Below are 16,851 nucleotides of genomic sequence, written 5' to 3' on the forward strand. Positions count from 1 at the left end.
TGAACCGTCGTAACTTTCCCGGCCGGGTCGCGTTCCGTCGCGATAAGGCGGTCGGTTGTTACGGAGGGTCAGGCTGCGGCCAGCTCCTTGCGGGCCGCCCGGCGGGCCGCCCGGCGGGCCGCCGCGAGCCCGGGGTCGAGCGCCGGAACGGCCGCCAGCAGCTGCTTCGTGTACGGGTCGCGGGGGTCTCCGTACACCTCGTCGGCGCTGCCCTGTTCGACGATCAGGCCGCCGCGCATCACCGCGACCCGGTCACTGACCTGCCGGACCACGGCGAGGTCGTGGGCGATGAAGACCAGGCCGATCCCCAGCTCGCGCTGGAGTTCGGCGAGGAGCGCGACGACCTGGGCCTGGGTGGTGACGTCGAGCGCGGAGACCGGTTCGTCGCAGACGATGACCTTCGGCTCGGCGGCCAGGGCGCGGGCGATCCCGATGCGCTGGCGCTGTCCGCCGCTGAACTCGTGCGGGTAGCGCTCGAAGTGCGCCGGGTCGAGCCCGACGCGCTCCAGGAGTGCGCCCACCCGGTCCCGGATGCGCCCCTCGTCGCCCTCCCCCGCGGCCCGCAGCGGGTCGGCCACGGACTCACCGACCGAGCGGCGCGGGTTGAGCGAGGCGACGGGGTCCTGGAACACCATCTGGAGCTCGCGCCGGAAGGGCCGCAGATCCTTCTCCGACAGCGAGCCGATCTCCGTACCCCTGTAACGGAGCCGACCCGCAGTCGGGTCCAGCAGGCGCACCAGCATCCGGCCGAGCGTGGTCTTGCCGCTGCCGCTCTCCCCGACGATGCCGAGCGTCTGCCCGGCGTGCACGGTGAGCGAGACCCCGCCCACGGCGACGGCCTTCCCGCTCCCCCGGCCGAACTCGCGCCGCAGGCCGACGGCTTCGAGCAGGGGTACGGAGGCTTCCTGGGCACGCGGCGAGGGCACCGGCACCACCCGCCGGGTCTCCACCCTCGGCACCGCCGCCAGCAGCTCCTTCGTGTACGCCTCGCGCGGCGACCCGAGGACCCTGGCCACCGGCCCGCGCTCCACCTCGCGGCCCTCCCGCATGACGAGCACGTCGTCCACGCTCTCGGCGGCCACCCCTACGTCATGGGTGACCAGCAGCAGCCCCATGCCGGTCTCCTGGCGCAGGGTGTGCAGCAGGTCCAGGATCTGGGCCTGCACGGTCACGTCGAGCGCGGTCGTCGGCTCGTCCGCCACGATCAGCTGCGGCTCGCAGGCCAGCGCCATCGCGATGAGCGCCCGCTGCCGCATCCCGCCGGAGAACTCGTGCGGCCGCAGCCGGGAGCGGCGGGCCGCGTCCGGGATACCGACCCGGTCCAGCACCTCGACGGCCCGGGCGCGTGCCGCCTTGCGGGAGACGCGGTGGTGGACCCGGTGGACCTCGGCGATCTGGTCGCCCACCGGGTAGTACGGGTCGAGCGAGGAGAGCGGGTCCTGGAAGACCATGGCGGCCTTCGCGCCCCGCAGCGCCCGCAGCCCGGCGTCGTCGGCCGCGTTCACGTCCGTACCGGCGACCTCGACCGTGCCGCCGACCCGGGCGCCCGTCCCGCGGTGCAGGCCGAGCAGGGCGTAGGCGGAGGCGCTCTTGCCGGAGCCGGACTCCCCCACCACGGCGAGCGCGCCGCCCGCCTCCAGGGTGAAGGAGAGCCCGTCGACGGCCCGTACGGAACCGAAGTCGACGGTGAGACCGGCGACGCGCACCAAGGGTTCACGCGTTGTCTTCAGTAGGTCATGCGTTGTCATGAAAGGACCACCCGTCGGTCGGCCAGCGCGTACAGCACGTCGGCGAGGGCATTGGCGAGGACGACGAAGAAGCCGGTCACCAGCACCATGCCGACCACGACGGGCAGGTCGACGACCTTGACCGCGTGGACCAGCTCGCGGCCGATGCCCGGGATTCCGAAGAGGGATTCGGTGAGCACCGCGCCGCCGAACATCGTGCCGAAGTCCAGGGCGCTGAGCGCGATGACGGGCGCCACCGCGCCCCGGAGCGCGTGCCGGCCGATGATGGCCCGCTCCCCGACCCCGTACGCCCGGAAGGTGCGCACATGGTCCTCGGCGAGGGTCTCCAGCATGGCGCTGCGGGTGAGCCGCGCGTACTTGGCGGACTCGATCAGCGCCAGCGACACCCAGGGCAGCAGCAGCCCCCAGGCCCACTGTTCGGGGTCCTCGGCGAAGGGGACGTAACTGGGGGCGGGGAGCCACTGGAGGGTGGAGCAGAACACGATGATGAGCAGCAGCCCGATGACGAAGACGGGCGTGGCCGCGCCCGCCAGGGTCAGCCAGGTCAGTACGCGTTCGGTGAGGCGGCCGCGGCGCCAGGCGGAGAGCACGCCGGTGCCCACGCCGAGCAGCAGCCAGCCGGCGAAGGCGCCGATGACCAGCGAGCCGGTGACCGGGAGCTTGACCAGGATGAGCTGGGTGACCTGCTGGTCGGACTGGTAGGAGACGCCGAGGCAGGGCGCGGAGCAGTGCTCCACACCGGTTCCGGTGGAGAAGTCGCGCCCGGCGACGATGCCCTGGAGGAAGTGCCCGTACTGCACGTACAGCGGGTCGTTCAGCCGCAGCTGCTCGGTGACCTGGGCGACCTGGGCGGGTGAGCAGCGCGGGCCGCAGGCGATCTGGGCGACATCGCCGGGGGCGACGTAGAAGATCCCGTACAGGATGGCGGTCAGGGCGAACAGGACGAGGACGGCCCCGCCCAGCCGCCGGATCAGGAAGCCGGTCACGCCACGTCCTCCTTGGTCTGCTTCGTGCCCACGCGCAGCCGGGAGGCGGCGCGCGGGTCGAGTGCGGTGCGGACGCCCTCGCCGAGGACGGTGAGCGCGAGGACGGTGACGAAGAGCAGCCCGGCGGGGAGCAGCAGATACGTGGGGGCCGCCTGGTACCAGGTGTCGGCCTCGGTGAGCATCTGGCCCCAGGACGGGGTGGGCGGTTTGATGCCGACGCCGAGGAAGGAGAGGGCCGCCTCGACGATGATGTTGGAGGGGAAGGCCAGGGCGGCGTACGTGATCACGGGGGCGGCGAGCGAGGGCAGCAGCTCGCGGCGGGCGATGGACCACTTTCCGCGCCCGCTGAGCCGGGCCGCCGAGACGAAGTCGAGGGACTTCAGGGTGAGCGCCTGGGCCCGCACGATCTTCGACGTACCGGCCCAGTTGATGCCCCCGATGACCAGGGCGATCAGGACTGGCCGGGGAAAGGTCTCGGGGACGATCGCCAGGAGCGCCAGCGCGATGACCATGATCGGCAGGGCGACGTTGATGTCGGTGATCCGGCTGAGGAGCTGGTCGACCCGGCGGCTGCCGAGGGCGGCGGCCAGGCCGATGATCAGGCCGAGGGTGATCTGCAGGACGGTGGCGACGAGGGCGACGCCGAGGGAGACCCGGGCGCCGTACACGATCCGGGCGAACAGGTCGCGGCCGGTCTGCGGTTCGACGCCGAGCCAGTGGTCGGCGCTGATGCCGCCGAAGGGGCCGATGGGGACACCGCCGGCCGCCGAGTCGACGAGGTCGGGGTGGTAGGTGTTCGGGTCCTGGCCCGCCAGCGCGGTGAGCAGCGGCGCGGCGAGGGCGACCAGGACGAGCAGGAGGACGACGAGGGCCGCGGCGGAGGCCGCGCGCTGGGCGCGCAGCCTCCGCCAGAACAGCCGGGCCCCGGAGGCGGGGGCGACGGCCGGCGCCGCTCCCGCCTCCTTGACCAGCAGGGCTTCCGACACGGCTACTTGACCGCGACCTGGGAGACGTCGAGGACGCCGGTCCAGTCGCTGATGACGGTGTTCTTGACGTCCTGGCCGTACAGCCGCTTGTAGACGGGGTGGAACAGCGGCACGGTCAGCGCCTTCTCACCGATCTTCTTGTCGAGCGCGCCCCAGCGGGTGGCGGCGGCCTTCAGGTCGGTCAGCTTGTTGATCTCGTCGATCTCCTTGTTGACCTCGGGGTCGTTCAGGAAACCGGTGTTGAAGTTGGCGCCGCCCTCGACGATCTGCCGGCCGTCGAAGATCGGGGCGAGGAAGGGACCGCCGGAGGGCCAGTCGGCGCCCCAGTGGGCCAGGAAGAAGCCGGGCTCCTTCTTGGCGTCGTGGATGGTGTCGGAGTAGTCGTTGCTCTCCAGGCCCTGGAGCTCGACGGTGATGCCGGCCTTCTTGAGGGCGGCCTGGATCGCGGTGGCGATCTCCGGGCTGGTCTCGAAGTCCTTGTCGTTGGAGTGGGTGAGGGTGACGGTCAGGCCCTTGGCGTACCCGGCCTCCTTCAGCAGCTCCTGCGCCTTCGCCGCGTCACCGGTCTTCCCGGCCGGGAAGTGGTCGTAGGGCGTGTGGCCGAAGGAGTCCCGCTCGGGGAGGAAGGTGGTGGCGGGCTCGGCGAGCGAGGAGCCGCCGGCCGCGTTGACGATGGAGGAGCGGTCGATGGCGTACGAGACCGCCTGGCGCACCTTCGGATCGTCGAAGGGCTTCACCTTCGGGTTGAAGGCGATGTAGTTGGTGTAGCCGAAGTGGCCGGTGCCGACCCGGGCGGCGAGCTTCTTGTCGCTGCTGACCTTGGCGAGTTCGGCCGGGCCGAGGTTGGTGTCGGTGGTGACGGCGGCCGCGTCGGGCCCCTGGGAGGCGGAGAGCCGCTGGTTGATGACGGCGGAGTCGAGGCCGGAGCGGACGTCGATCCGGTCGGGGTAGGCCTTGCGCTCCTCGTCGGTCGTGGCCGACCAGTGCGGGTTGCGCTCCAGGACGAGGCGCTCGCCGTCGTTCTCGTTGGTGACGACCTTGTACGGGCCCGAGGAGACGGGGTGCTCCTCGTACTTGGTGCCGGTGTCCTTGGCCTTGGGCACCGGGGTGGTCTGGGTCTGCGTCGCCAGGTAGGGGAACTCGCCCTCGGGCTTGTTCAGCCGGAAGACGATCGTCCTGTCGTCGGGCACCTCGATGGAGTCGAGGCCCTTCTTGTCCTTGTACGGGCCCTGGTAGTCGGCCCCGCCGATGAGCCAGTCCCGCAGGTAGGGGGCGCCGCCGGAGAGTTCGGGGGCGAAGGAGCGCTCGATGCCGTACTTGATGTCGGCCGAGGTGATCGCGGTGCCGTCCTCGTACTTCAGGCCGTCCTTGAGGGTGTACGTCCACACCGTGGCGTCCGCGTTGGGCTTGCCCAGGTCGGTGGCGAGGTCGGGGACGACCTGCGCGCCCTCGGCGCCGTCCTCACGGTTGCGGGTGGTGAGGGTGCGGAAGACGAGGGAGGGGATGTTGCCGCCGCCGGAGGTGTAGAGCCGGGCGGGGTCGAAGTCCTGCTGGGTGTTGCTGTTCAGGACGGTGAGGGTGCCGCCCTTCTGCGGCTTGCCCTCGGCCCCGGAGCCGCTGTCGCCGCCCTTGCTGTCCTCGGGACCGCAGGCCGCGGCACCCGCGGCCAGGACGAGGGTGACGGTGGCCGCTGCCACGCGGCGCGATATGACGGACGGTTGACGCATCGGAAAATGACCTCTCGGAATGCTGCGGTGCATGAAGCGGGAAAGGGGAAATCCACGCAGGCGACAGCGGGAGAGGGCCCTGACTCAAGGAATCAGGCCGAATAAGAGAAAATGCCGCGCCTGCGGACGGAGTACGTCCGGGCGCGGCAGTCGAGGGGCCACCGGAGCCGGTCAGGGGCTCACGGAAAGAAAAAGGGGCCGACGCGCGCTCGGACAGGCGTCAGCGACAGAGAATGTCGGCTACGCAGTGCCCGGTCACGCCGAGAAGCGCCAGCTCAAGGGCGGCGATCTCGGAAGGTGCGGGGCTGCGTGACATGCCGAGAAATATGAACGACCGCCTTGACCGCTGTCAAAGCGGAACAAGACGGCCGTCTCGGTATGCGGACACCCTTCGTCAACTACCGGGGTGCACCCAAGGGTTGGGTTTGCACTTGATGCCCTCGATGTCCAGGGATTTGGTCTGCTGCTGCATCACCGGGGCCAGGGCGCCGGGCGTGCGGCAGCTCACATGGTTGTACCCGAGCCGGTGGCCGACCTCGTGGTTGATGAGCATCTGGCGGTAGGCCAGCAGCTTCTCCGGGCCGAACGTGGCGGAACCCTGCGCCCAGCGATAAGCATTGATCATCACGCGGTCGGTCGAGGCGGAATCGCACGAGACATTGTCGATCGTCGTGTCCAGTCCGGATTTGGCACACCAGTCACCGGTCGTCCCGGGGCTGGCGAGCGTGATGACGAAGTCCGGTTTACCGGAGGAGATACGCTCGAAGGTCATCGCACCGTTGTGCGCCCAACTCCGGTCGTCGTTCAGCGTCTTCTGGACGGCTTCGGCGAAAAGACCGGCGTCGAGGGAGAGGCCCTTCTCGACATCGATCCGATAGCGGTGCTTCTGCCCCTCGCCGGGCGCCTTCGCCAGTCCGGGAACAGCCTCGAACTTCCCGGTCGCCTTCAGGTCCGCGGCGAGCGGGACGGGCTGCGCCATCCGCTCGGCGTACGAGAGTGGCTTGACCTCGGGGGGCTTCGACGCGGGCTGCTCCGGGGTCGGCCGGGCGTCGGAGCGCGAGGCGCCCTCACTGCCGTCCCGGTCGACGCCGGCCGCCCGTGCCGCCGCGGCTCCCCGGTCGGCGGAGTCCTCAGCGACCTGTCCGGCCACCACGACCGCGAGCACGGTCGTCACCGCGGCCGCGGCGATCCCGGTGAAGGTCCGCCCCTTGCCGCCCTTGCCGCCCTTGGCGCCCTTGGCGTCGCGGCGTTCGGCGGGCTCCCCGTCCAGGGCCTCGTCCGGCTCCACCGGGGGTCCGGCGGCCCCGGCGTCCGAGCGGGCGTCGGGTGTACCGGCCGGGGCGGGGGCATCGGCGTCGAACGCGTCGACGAACTCCCGGCGCGGGCCCGGCATCGCCCCGGGGTCGGCGGCCGGCTGACGCGCCGTCCGCCCGTCGGCCGCGCGCTGCGCGGCCCGCTGGGCGGACACCTGGCGCGCCACGGCCTGCTCGCGGGCGGCGTCCTGGTCCGGACGGCCCGGAGCGCCGTCCGGCTGCGCGTACGGCGGGCCGCCGGGGGCGGCGTACGGCGACGACTGCCCGGCGGCAGCCCCGTAACGCGACTGCGCTGCGGGCCCAGCGGGCGCGTCGTGACGCGACTGTCCTGCGGCCCCGCCCGGAGCGTCGTACCGGGGCTGCGGTCCGGTGCCCCACCCGCCGCCCGGCTCGCGCTGCTCGGGGTGGCCGCCCCGGACATGGGGGGCGTCCTGGAAGGGGGTGTGCCCGTCGGCGGGGGGTACGGGCGCCTGGCGCCTGCGCCAACCGCCGCCGGAGGCGGGCCGGGGTACGGCACGCGGGCCGCCCGGATCCACCGCTGCGGCGTCCGGGCGGGTGGCCCCGGTGCCCTTTCGGCTGTGTCGTCCCACGCCCCGGATCAGCTCCCGCCGCAATCGTCCAGCAGTTCCCGGAACGCCTGGGCGACCGCCTCCGGGTACTCCATCATCGCCACGTGCCCCGCGTCGGGCAGGGTCAGCAGCCGGGCGTCGCGGAAGGCCGCGGACGCCCTGCGTGCCATCCGGTACGAGACGAGCTGGTCCCGTCCGCCGTACACGAGCTGGGTCGGTGCGAGCACCCGCTCGGCCTGGCGCCACAGTCCGTGCTGGCCGCCCAGGGTGTACGCATCGACGATGCCCCGGGCCGAACGCGTCATCGCGTCCCAGAAGTACGGCAGCTCCAGCCGGCGCTCCATCTCGGCCACCGCATGGCGGAAGGCTTCGTCGGAGATCCGTGCCGGATCGCCGTAACAGAGTGCCATGACTCCGCGCGTCCGCTGCTCCGCCGTCCAGTCCTTCGTGAGCCGGGCGAACAGTGGAGCGACCCCCGGCATCGCCAGCAGCCCGGTCGGTACGGCGGGCCGCTGCACCCGCCACTCGGGCAGCGCGGGCGAGATCAGGGTGAGGGTGCGCACCAGGTCGGGGCGGACGGCGGCGACCCGGGTGGCGACCGCGCCGCCCAGTGAATTGCCGAACAGATGAACGGGTCCACGTTCACCCGCGTCCAGCAGCCGGATCACCGCACGGGCGTGCCCGGTGATCGAGTAGTTGCCGTCGTCCGGCGGCGGCGAGTCACCGAATCCGGGCAGGTCGACGGCGTCGCTGTCGACCACGTCCGCCAGCAGCGGCATCAGCGCCGACCAGTTCTGCGAGGACCCGCCGAGCCCGTGCACGAAGAGCGCCGGGGGCAGCCCCGTACGGTCGGCGGGCCGGGAACGGACGGTCAGCGTGAGCCCCGGGAGCGCCACGGAGCGCAGCCGCTCCCCCTCGGCGACCCGGACGGCGCTGACCGTGGGAGCCATCGCGGCGGCGATGGCCTGAGTACCCGGCAGCTCGGTCGAAGACATGCGGCAATGTTACGAGACGATCACGCACCAGTTCATGTGTTCGCGGTCACAGGCCGCATCGCGGGGCAGGAGTGTTGCTCCTACGCTTCAAGGGAAGGAAGGGAGCCACCATGACGGTCGACCCGAGCGACCCGGACACCTTCGACCACGCCGACCCGGACGAACCGGGTCCGGAGGCGCCGGAGGCGGACGCCGCCGAGCAGCGGACGGACATCCGGCCGGAGGAGGACGAATCGGTGGAGAGCGTCGACCCGACCACCGCGAACGAGGCCGATGTGGCGGAACAGCGCAGGGTGATCCCCCTGGATGAGGACGATTACCGGTAGAACGCCCCGCTTTGCTCCCGACCTGGGGGAACTGTGGCTTCCGAAGCCGTCCGGTCCGTGAAATTCTGCGTCCGCGCCGCGCGCACCGGGGTTACCCAAAAGTACGATGGCTGTACGGCGCAGCGTGTACGGATCGGCTGTGCTGGAACACACATTTGGGAGGCGGCGTGAGCGCCATCGAGCAGACAGAGGCAGCGCGCCCGCGGGGCACGCGCCTTCCCCGCCGCGCCCGACGCAATCAGCTGCTGGGCGCCGCGCAGGAGGTCTTTGTCGCACAGGGCTACCACTCCGCCGCGATGGACGACATCGCCGAGCGGGCCGGTGTGAGCAAGCCGGTGCTCTATCAGCACTTCCCCGGGAAGCTGGAGCTCTACCTGGCCCTTCTCGACCAGCACTGCGAGTCGCTGCTCCAGGCCGTGGTCACGGCGCTGGCGTCGACCACGGACAACAAGCTGCGCGTCGAGGCGACGATGGACGCCTACTTCGCATACGTGGAGGACGAGGGCGGCGCCTTCCGGCTGGTCTTCGAGTCCGACCTGACCAACGAGCCCGCCGTGCGCGAGCGGGTCGACCGGGTCTCCCTCCAGTGCGCCGAGGCGATCTCCGACGTGATCGCCGGGGACACGGGCCTGTCCAAGGACGAGTCCATGCTCCTCGCTGTGGGGCTGGGCGGCGTGTCGCAGGTGGTGGCGCGCTACTGGCTCTCCAGCGGCTCCAGCATCCCGCGCGACACGGCGGTGCAGCTGCTCACCTCGCTGGCCTGGCGGGGCATCGCGGGCTTCCCGCTGTACGGCGCCGAGCAGAACTGACGCCCCGGCCGGCCGGCGCAGCGCACCGTGTTCGCTGCGGGCGTTGCCGGTCGGGCCGTGAGGCGTGCTCCCACCGGGCTAATGTGGCTGCGTACGGCGCGGTTCGCCGCGCAGGGACTGACCGTCGGAGGGACATAGCCGTGGAGGTCAAGATCGGGGTGCAGCACACGCCCCGCGAGATCGTTCTGGAGAGCGGGCTTTCCGCCGAGGACGTCGAGAGCGCGGTCGCCGCTGCACTGGGCGGCAAGGCGGAGCTGCTGAGCCTCACGGACGACAAGGGCCGCAGGGTCCTGGTGCCGGCCGACCGGATCGCCTACGTGGAGATCGGCGAGCCCAGCACCCGGCGTGTGGGGTTCGGCGCGCTGTAGTCCACGGACGCGACAGCTCACAGGAGCGGCCCGGCGGGATGTCCCGCCGGGCCGCTCCTGTGTGTCCAGGTGTACGGCTCCCGTACGCCGTGGCGCTCGGTGTGCCCCCTGGGACCGCTGCCGTTACGAAGTGGGCGCGCGTGCCGTACCCGTAAGGGTTCCCCGGCTCGGGGAAGGGTTGTACGGCGTGGGCCGGGGGTAGTACCGCCTACGACCGATTTGCCCGCCCCGCACACCCCCGCGAGGTGATCCTTAGTGATCTGGGAATCCTTCGGCGCCGCCGTGCTCGGACTCGCCCTGTCCTGGGCGGCCGTCCGCTCACTGGCCGACCGGCTCCCCTCCGCCCGTGCTGTTTATCTCACCGGCGCGCTGGGGGCACTGTTCGGAGCGTTCCTCACACATTCGGCGCTGGGCCCCGGCCACGGCGTGGCGACCCTGATCGGCGCCGTCTCCGTCGGGGCGGTGACGCTGTCGCTGCTGATCCGTCCACGCGGCCGCCGCCTCGCGAGGTCGGCGGCGGCCCAGTAGCCCGTGGTCAGGTGTTACGCGGCCAGCCCGAGCGCGGCCATGCGCTTGGTGTGGGCCTCGGTGATCCGGGAGAACATCCGGCCCACCTCCGCCAGGTCGAAGCCGTCCGCGACGCCGCCCACCAGCATCGTCGAGAGCGCGTCGCGGTCGGCGACCACCCGCTGGGCCTGCGACAGCGCCTCGCCCATCAGCCGGCGGGCCCAGAGCGCGAGCCGCCCGCCGAGCCGGGGGTCGGCCTCGATCGCGGCGCGCACCTTCTCCACCGCGAAGTTCCCGTGGCCCGTGTCGTCGAGCACGGCGAGGACCAGGGAGCGGGTGTCGGTGTCGAGCCGGGCCGCGACCTCCCGGTAGAAATCGCTGGCGATCGAGTCACCCACGTATGCCTTGACCAGGCCTTCCAGCCAGTCCGACGGGGCCGTCTGGCGGTGGAAGTCGTCGAGCGCCTTGGCGAAGGGCTCCATCGCGGCGGTCGGGTCCTCGTCGACGGCCTCGAGCCGGTCGGACAGCTGCTCGAAGTGGTGGAACTCAGCGGCGGCCATCTTCGCCAGCTCCGCCTTGTCCCCGAGCGTCGGCGCGAGTTTCGCGTCCTCGGCGAGGCGCTCGAAGGCGGCCAGCTCGCCGTAGGCGAGGGCGCCCAGCAGGTCCACGACCGCGGCCCGGTACTGCGGCTCGACGGAGGCGGTGGCCCAGTCCTGGGCGGCGATTCCGGTCGCTGCGGGCGCTTCTTCGGGGTGTTCAGTGGCGTTGTCAGGCGTCTCCATGAACCGCACAATAGCCCGCCCGACGAGGGGCGGAAGGGCCCGGCGAGGAGCGGACATCACACCGTTCCGACGAATTCGTCCAACACACATGCGCGAATCCGGGGTACAGTGGTATTGCGCTTACTGAGCATTTCCTGTGCCAGGGGCGCGTCCCTTGAATGAGGATGCCCGGTCGGTGGCCCGATCGGCTCCGACCCGACAGCCCTCCACGCGGTGCGTACGACACGTACGACTGCAGCTGAGGGGCCCCCTCAGCGGCACGAGCGCTCGAGCGACGGCAGTGGTCCCGCGCCACCCGGCCCATCCACGGCCGGATGACCAACCCCGGCACGGTACGACCCCCAGCGTTCGCCTCGGACCGCGTCTCACAGAAGAGGCAGCACCCTGACTACGTTCCGAGACCTCGGTATTCTTTCCGAGACGGCCGAAGCCCTTGAGGCGGTCGGCATCATGTCCCCCTTCCCCATCCAGGAGATGACGCTCCCCGTAGCGCTCTCCGGCTCCGACGTCATCGGCCAGGCCAAGACCGGCACCGGCAAGACGCTCGGCTTCGGACTCCCCCTCCTGGAGCGCGTGACCGTCCCCGCCGATGTCGAGGCGGGCCGCGCCACGCCCGAGCAGCTGACCGACGCGCCGCAGGCGCTCGTCGTCGTCCCGACCCGTGAGCTGTGCCAGCAGGTCACCAACGACCTGCTGACCGCCGGCAAGGTCCGTAACGTCCGCGTTCTCGCGATCTACGGCGGCCGGGCCTACGAGCCCCAGGTCGAGGCCCTCAAGAAGGGCGTCGACGTGATCGTCGGCACCCCGGGCCGTCTCCTGGACCTGGCGGGCCAGCGCAAGCTCGACCTCTCCCACATCCGCGGGCTCGTCCTCGACGAGGCCGACGAGATGCTGGACCTGGGCTTCCTGCCCGACGTCGAGCGCATCATCACGATGCTGCCGCCCAAGCGCCAGACGATGCTGTTCTCGGCCACCATGCCCGGTGCCGTCATCAGCCTCGCCCGCCGCTACATGTCGCAGCCGACGCACATCAACGCCACCTCGCCGGACGACGAGGGCACGACCGTCAAGAACACCGCGCAGTACGTGTACCGCGCGCACAACATGGACAAGCCGGAGATGCTCTCCCGCATCCTCCAGGCCGACGGCCGCGGGCTCGCGATGATCTTCTGTCGCACGAAGCGGACGGCCGCCGACATCGCCGAGCAGCTGGAGAAGCGCGGCTTCGCCTCCGGCGCGGTCCACGGCGACCTCGGCCAGGGCGCCCGCGAGCAGGCGCTGCGCGCCTTCCGCAACGGCAAGGTCGACGTCCTCGTCTGCACCGATGTCGCCGCGCGCGGCATCGACGTCGAGGGTGTGACCCACGTCATCAACTACCAGTCGCCGGAGGACGAGAAGACCTACCTCCACCGCATCGGCCGCACCGGCCGCGCGGGCGCCAAGGGCATCGCGATCACGCTGGTCGACTGGGACGACATCCCGCGCTGGCAGCTGATCAACAAGGCGCTGGACCTGAAGTTCCCGGACCCGCCGGAGACGTACTCCACCTCGCCGCACCTCTTCGAGGAGCTCGGTATCCCGGCGGGCACCAAGGGTGTCCTGCCGCGTGGCGAGCGGACCCGTGCCGGTCTGCGCGCGGAGGAGGTCGAGGACCTCGGCGAGACCGGCGGCCGCGGCCGCAAGTCCGCCGCCGCCCCCGCTCCGGCCCGTGAGGAGCGCGAGCCCCGTACGCGTACGCCGCGTCAGCGCCGCCGCACCCGTGGCGGGTCCACGGAGGAGGGCACCGCGACGGTCCCCGCGCCCGCCAAGGAGGCCACCCCGGTCACCCCGGCCGGCGACGAGGCCCCCGAGGGTCCCCGCACGCCGCGCCGTCGTCGCCGTACGCGGCTCACCGCGGCCGAGACCGTGACCGAGGCGGCCGTGGCGGTCGCCGAGGCTCCGGCTCCGGCTCCGGCCGTCGAGACCGCCGCCCCTGTCGTGGCCGAGGCCGCTGCCCCGGTCGTGGCCGAGGTCGTCGTGGAGGCCGAGCCGGTCGCGGAGGCCAAGCCGCGCCGCCGTCGCAGCCGTGCCGCGGTGAAGCCGGTGGCCGAGCCGATGGCGCAGGTTCCTGCCGCCGCCGCTCCGGTCGAGGCCGGGTTCCAGACCGTGGCGGTCGCCGCGGGCATCGCGGAGCCGGTCGCCGAGCCGGTCGCGACCAGGCCGCGCCGCCGCACCCGGATCGTGAAGCCTGCCGACGAGGTGGACTTCCAGATCGCCCCGGCCTCCGAGCCGGAGCCGGATGCGAAGTCCCGCCGTCGCCCGGCGCGCACCACGAGCCGCCCGAAGGCGGAGTCGAAGCCCAAGGCGGAGACCGGGCCGAAGGCCGATGCCGGTACGAAGGCGGAGTCGACGCCCAAGGCCGAGTCGAAGCCGAAGAGGGCGTCGAGGGCGAAGGCCGCGGCCCCCGTCGAGGCCGTCGCGCCGGAGGCTCCGGCCGCCGCCGAGGCGGAGACCGAGGCCAAGCCGCGCCGCCGCCGGGCGACCCGCAGCGTCACCTCGACCGCGGTCCAGGAGGCCGCTGTGGTCTCCGAGGCCGAGGCCGTGGTGAGCGAGGCCGCCGCCGAGGCCAAGCCGCGCCGCCGCCGCGCCACCCGCGCCGCGGGCAAGGCGACGGCGACCACCGAGAGCTGACAGCCCGCTCCACCTACGGCCCCGGCCCCCGCATCTGCGGGGGCCGGGGCCGTTCCGCTGCCCGGTGACGGTTCGGCAACGGCTGCTCGGCCTGCCCCGTGGCGCCCCGGGCCCGGCGGCGGGGATAGCCTCGCCCCATGAGCCGCCCGCCCACCTTCGCCCCGCCCCCCTGCGCCACCCGACGCGTCCTGCGTACCGAGCGCGGGGACTTCGCCGTCCTGGACGCCGTACCGGCCGGGCCCGCCCGTGCCACCACCCTGCTGCTGCCCGGGTACACCGGCAGCAAGGAGGACTTCATCGCCCTGCTCGAACCGCTCTGCGCGGCCGGGTACCGCGTGGTCTCCGTCGACGGGCGCGGACAGTACGAATCCGCGGGGACGGACCGTCAGGAGTCTTACGCTCAAGGGGAGTTGGCCCGCGATGTGCTCGCCCAGGCGGCGGCGCTGACCGAGGGTGGCGGAAAGCTGCACCTGCTCGGGCACTCGCTGGGCGGCCAGATCTCCCGCGCGGCCGTCCTGCTGGACGCCACCCCGTTCCGCTCGCTGACGCTGATGTCCTCCGGCCCCGCCGAGGTCGTCGCCGCCCAGCGGGACAAGGTGAAGATGCTGGGCGACGCGCTGTCCGTGCTCTCCATGGACGAGGTGTGGGAGGCGATGCGGGCCCTGGACCCGCCGCAGGACGCGGACACCGGCGACGGCGAGGACATGCGCCGGCGCTGGCTGCGCCACCGGCCGGCGCAGCTGATCGCCACCGGCGCCCAGCTGCGCACCGAACCGGACCGGGTGGACGAGCTGGCCGCCCTCCATCTGCCCGTCCACGTCCTGTCCGGCGAGCGCGACGACGTATGGCCGGTGGAGCAGTTCGACGCGATGGCCCGGCGCCTCGGTGCGCGCCGCACCACGATCGCCGGGGCCGAGCACTCCCCCAACACCGCCCGCCCGCACGAGACGGCCGAGGCGCTCGCCGCGTTCTGGGACAGCGTGAACGGGGCCTGAACCGCCACCGACGGCCCCCCCGCAGCACCTCGTGCGGCAGGGCCCGGTCCCGTACCGCAGTGGCTCAGTACTGCGACTGCAGGTGCTGCCAGAACCCGTCGCGCAGCGCCCGGCGCAGATGCGCGTGGCCGCGCAGCGAGTGCTGGAGCAGACGTTCGGCCTCGACCAGCAGGTCCTGGTCGACGGAGCCCGGCAGGTAGGGGTGGCCGGGCAGCAGGTCGGCGAGGGATTCTCGGCCGCGGGCGGCGAGCCAGGCGGCGGCGATCTGGGCGCCGACGAAGCGGACGTCCTCCCGTGAGGGGGCCGGGGTGTCGTCCTCGTACGTCGTGACCGGGCGGCGGGTGACGTAGGGGCGGCAGAAGTCGAGTTCGAAGGTGCGCTGACTGTCGACCTCCCAGAGCAGCGGTTCGGCCTGGTTGCGGCCCTCGGCGGCCTCGATGCCCCAGAGGTGGACGCGCGCCCCGTAGCCCTGCGCCGCCTCGACCGCCGAGACCAGGTCCTCGTCGCCGCCGATGAGGGCCGCGTCGCTGATGGCTCGGTGCCGGGCGAGCGATTCGAGGTCGGTGCGGATGAGGGAGTCGACGCCCTTCTGCTGGTTGTTGGCGTTGAGGTTGCCGAGCCGCACCTTGACGTCGGGGAGTTCGGCGATGGCCTGCTGTTCGGTGGTGTGGATGCGGCGCCTGGCCCCGTCGTACCAGTAGACGCGCAGCAGCCGGCTGTCCGCGAAGATCGTGCGGGCCCGGTCGATGAAGGCCTCGATCAGCCCCTCGGCGTCGAGATCGAAGGAGCGCCGGTCCTCGGTGCCGGTGACGAGCAGCCCGGCCGCGGCGTACACGTAGCCCGCGTCCACGAAGATGGCGTGCGTCGAGGGGGTCTTGGAGACCTCGACGAGCATGCGCTGGAGCAGCTCGTTGGTGCGGTCCAGGCGCTCGGCGATATCGGCCTGGCGGGGAAGCTGCGGGTCGGCCGCGCTCATGCGAACCTCATGGTCTGTGTATGGGTGGCTACCGACGGGTACTTAGGCATCCAAAAAATTTCCTTAGCGTAGGGAATGTTTGTACCGGGCAAGCCGTTGTAACACTCGTGGAACGCGAGGGAAGCCTCGCGTTCCTATCCTTGCGGGTAGGTCACATCGCCCGTACCAGTAGTTCTCCAGCAGGAGGATCAGACGAAGGGAAGCCATATGCGCTTCGAGATCATGCGACTCGACGACGTCGACGGTACCGCCGTGGACAGCACCGTCGTGGACGCCGCCTCCGTCAACCGGATCGTGCAGCAGGCCGCAGCCATGGGCCAGCGCATCTACATCCGGCCCGCCGAAAGCTCGGCTTCGTAACGCTCCATAGGCTTCTGACGCCTGATTACGCATTGCGCCGCTAAAGACGAAGCGCCCCCGCACGGATGGTCCGTGCGGGGGCGCTGTGGTGTCCGGAGGGCACCCGTGCGGGGCTCAGGAGTTCTGGACGACCTGGGTGACGCCGTTGATGATCTGCTGGACGGCGATGGCCGACAGCATCATTCCGGCGAGCCGGGTCACCAGGACCACCCCGCCGTCCTTGATGATCCGGATGATCACCAGCGAGTAGCGCATCGCCAGCCAGAGCACCACGTGCATGGCCACGATCGCGGACCACACGGAGAGCTGACCGCCGAAGCCGTCGGCGTGCTGCACGGCCAGGATGACCGAGACGATCGCGCCGGGACCGGCCAGCAGCGGCATTCCCAGCGGTACGAGCGCCACATTGACGTCCTTGGTCTGCGTCGGCTCGTCCGTCTTGCCGGTGAGCAGATCCAGCGCGATGAGCAGCAGCAGGAGCCCGCCCGCGATCATCAGGGCGGGCACGGAGACATGCAGGTAGTCGAGGATCTGCTGGCCGAGCAGACCGAAGACGGCGATCACACCGAAGGCGACCGCGACGGCCTGGAGCGCCATCCTGCGCTGGACCTTGGCAGGGCGGCCCGCGGTGAGGGCCAGGAAGATCGGGGTGATCCCGGGCGGATCCATAATCACGAAAAGGGTGAGAAAAAGGGATCCGAAGACAGCGACGTCGAACACAGTGAGCCTTGCGA

Annotated in this window: 17 protein-coding genes; 7 read left to right on the top strand and 10 right to left on the bottom strand. The window is 71.7% G+C overall.

Going from position 1 to position 16,851, the window contains the following annotated elements:
- Nucleotides 1-68 precede the first annotated feature (68 nt).
- The 7 genes from ACK8N7_RS11260 to ACK8N7_RS11290 all read right to left on the bottom strand — a co-directional run bounded on the left by ACK8N7_RS11260 (nucleotide 69) and on the right by ACK8N7_RS11290 (nucleotide 8,324).
- Nucleotides 69-1,748: a dipeptide ABC transporter ATP-binding protein gene (locus ACK8N7_RS11260; RefSeq protein ID WP_403209521.1), complete on the bottom strand. Its 1,680-nt coding sequence runs from the start codon at nucleotides 1,746-1,748 to the stop codon at nucleotides 69-71.
- Complete coding sequence (locus tag ACK8N7_RS11265) at nucleotides 1,745-2,734, bottom strand: ABC transporter permease (RefSeq protein WP_403209519.1); 990 nt, start codon at nucleotides 2,732-2,734, stop codon at nucleotides 1,745-1,747. The genes ACK8N7_RS11260 and ACK8N7_RS11265 overlap by 4 nt, the downstream gene beginning before the upstream one ends.
- Nucleotides 2,731-3,720, bottom strand: coding sequence for an ABC transporter permease (locus tag ACK8N7_RS11270; protein ID WP_403209518.1), 990 nt, complete (start codon nucleotides 3,718-3,720; stop codon nucleotides 2,731-2,733). The genes ACK8N7_RS11265 and ACK8N7_RS11270 overlap by 4 nt, the downstream gene beginning before the upstream one ends.
- Before the next feature lie 2 nt (nucleotides 3,721-3,722).
- Complete coding sequence (locus ACK8N7_RS11275) at nucleotides 3,723-5,447, bottom strand: ABC transporter substrate-binding protein (protein ID WP_500442103.1); 1,725 nt, start codon at nucleotides 5,445-5,447, stop codon at nucleotides 3,723-3,725.
- A gap of 220 nt (nucleotides 5,448-5,667) precedes the next feature.
- Nucleotides 5,668-5,763, bottom strand: a complete 96-nt coding sequence (locus ACK8N7_RS11280) for an Ms4533A family Cys-rich leader peptide (RefSeq protein WP_309544399.1) — start codon at nucleotides 5,761-5,763, stop codon at nucleotides 5,668-5,670.
- A gap of 78 nt (nucleotides 5,764-5,841) precedes the next feature.
- Nucleotides 5,842-7,350, bottom strand: a complete 1,509-nt coding sequence (locus ACK8N7_RS11285; RefSeq protein ID WP_500442104.1) for a DUF3152 domain-containing protein — start codon at nucleotides 7,348-7,350, stop codon at nucleotides 5,842-5,844.
- A gap of 8 nt (nucleotides 7,351-7,358) precedes the next feature.
- Complete coding sequence (locus ACK8N7_RS11290) at nucleotides 7,359-8,324, bottom strand: alpha/beta fold hydrolase (protein WP_403209512.1); 966 nt, start codon at nucleotides 8,322-8,324, stop codon at nucleotides 7,359-7,361.
- 110 nt (nucleotides 8,325-8,434) lie between these two features.
- Between ACK8N7_RS11290 and ACK8N7_RS11295 the strand changes: the two genes are divergently transcribed.
- From ACK8N7_RS11295 to ACK8N7_RS11310, 4 genes are all read left to right on the top strand, one after another.
- Entirely contained in the window at nucleotides 8,435-8,650 is a 216-nt protein-coding gene (locus tag ACK8N7_RS11295) for an Rv3202a family protein (RefSeq protein WP_403209510.1), read from the top strand.
- 167 nt (nucleotides 8,651-8,817) lie between these two features.
- On the top strand, nucleotides 8,818-9,459 hold the full coding sequence (locus ACK8N7_RS11300; protein WP_403209508.1) for a TetR/AcrR family transcriptional regulator: 642 nt from the start codon (nucleotides 8,818-8,820) through the stop codon (nucleotides 9,457-9,459).
- A gap of 140 nt (nucleotides 9,460-9,599) precedes the next feature.
- On the top strand, nucleotides 9,600-9,827 hold the full coding sequence (locus ACK8N7_RS11305) for a DUF3107 domain-containing protein (RefSeq protein ID WP_015611191.1): 228 nt from the start codon (nucleotides 9,600-9,602) through the stop codon (nucleotides 9,825-9,827).
- A 255-nt stretch (nucleotides 9,828-10,082) separates the two neighbouring features.
- On the top strand, nucleotides 10,083-10,355 hold the full coding sequence (locus ACK8N7_RS11310) for a hypothetical protein (RefSeq protein ID WP_403209506.1): 273 nt from the start codon (nucleotides 10,083-10,085) through the stop codon (nucleotides 10,353-10,355).
- A gap of 14 nt (nucleotides 10,356-10,369) precedes the next feature.
- Here the strand turns inward: ACK8N7_RS11310 and ACK8N7_RS11315 are convergent, their stop codons facing one another.
- Nucleotides 10,370-11,116 (bottom strand): ferritin-like fold-containing protein, encoded by a 747-nt coding sequence (locus ACK8N7_RS11315; protein ID WP_500442106.1) that lies wholly within the window; start codon nucleotides 11,114-11,116, stop codon nucleotides 10,370-10,372.
- Between the two features lie 450 nt (nucleotides 11,117-11,566).
- On the opposite strand from ACK8N7_RS11315, the gene ACK8N7_RS11320 reads away from it, so the two are divergent.
- Entirely contained in the window at nucleotides 11,567-13,786 is a 2,220-nt protein-coding gene (locus ACK8N7_RS11320; RefSeq protein ID WP_403209502.1) for a DEAD/DEAH box helicase, read from the top strand.
- Between the two features lie 137 nt (nucleotides 13,787-13,923).
- On the top strand, nucleotides 13,924-14,781 hold the full coding sequence (locus ACK8N7_RS11325) for an alpha/beta fold hydrolase (RefSeq protein WP_500442108.1): 858 nt from the start codon (nucleotides 13,924-13,926) through the stop codon (nucleotides 14,779-14,781).
- 64 nt (nucleotides 14,782-14,845) lie between these two features.
- Here the strand turns inward: ACK8N7_RS11325 and ACK8N7_RS11330 are convergent, their stop codons facing one another.
- The gene (locus tag ACK8N7_RS11330) at nucleotides 14,846-15,757 is read right to left on the bottom strand and encodes an NYN domain-containing protein (protein ID WP_403209498.1); all 912 of its coding nucleotides are present in this window, start codon (nucleotides 15,755-15,757) and stop codon (nucleotides 14,846-14,848) included.
- A gap of 207 nt (nucleotides 15,758-15,964) precedes the next feature.
- Here ACK8N7_RS11330 and ACK8N7_RS11335 point away from each other — a divergent pair, with 207 nt between their 5' ends.
- Nucleotides 15,965-16,117 (top strand): DUF8834 family protein, encoded by a 153-nt coding sequence (locus tag ACK8N7_RS11335; protein WP_015611185.1) that lies wholly within the window; start codon nucleotides 15,965-15,967, stop codon nucleotides 16,115-16,117.
- 114 nt (nucleotides 16,118-16,231) lie between these two features.
- Here the strand turns inward: ACK8N7_RS11335 and ACK8N7_RS11340 are convergent, their stop codons facing one another.
- Nucleotides 16,232-16,837, bottom strand: coding sequence for a MarC family protein (locus tag ACK8N7_RS11340; RefSeq protein WP_015611184.1), 606 nt, complete (start codon nucleotides 16,835-16,837; stop codon nucleotides 16,232-16,234).
- Nucleotides 16,838-16,851: the final 14 nt, after the last annotated feature.

Source organism: Streptomyces griseobrunneus (assembly GCF_046713465.1).
GTDB lineage: Bacteria > Actinomycetota > Actinomycetes > Streptomycetales > Streptomycetaceae > Streptomyces > Streptomyces microflavus.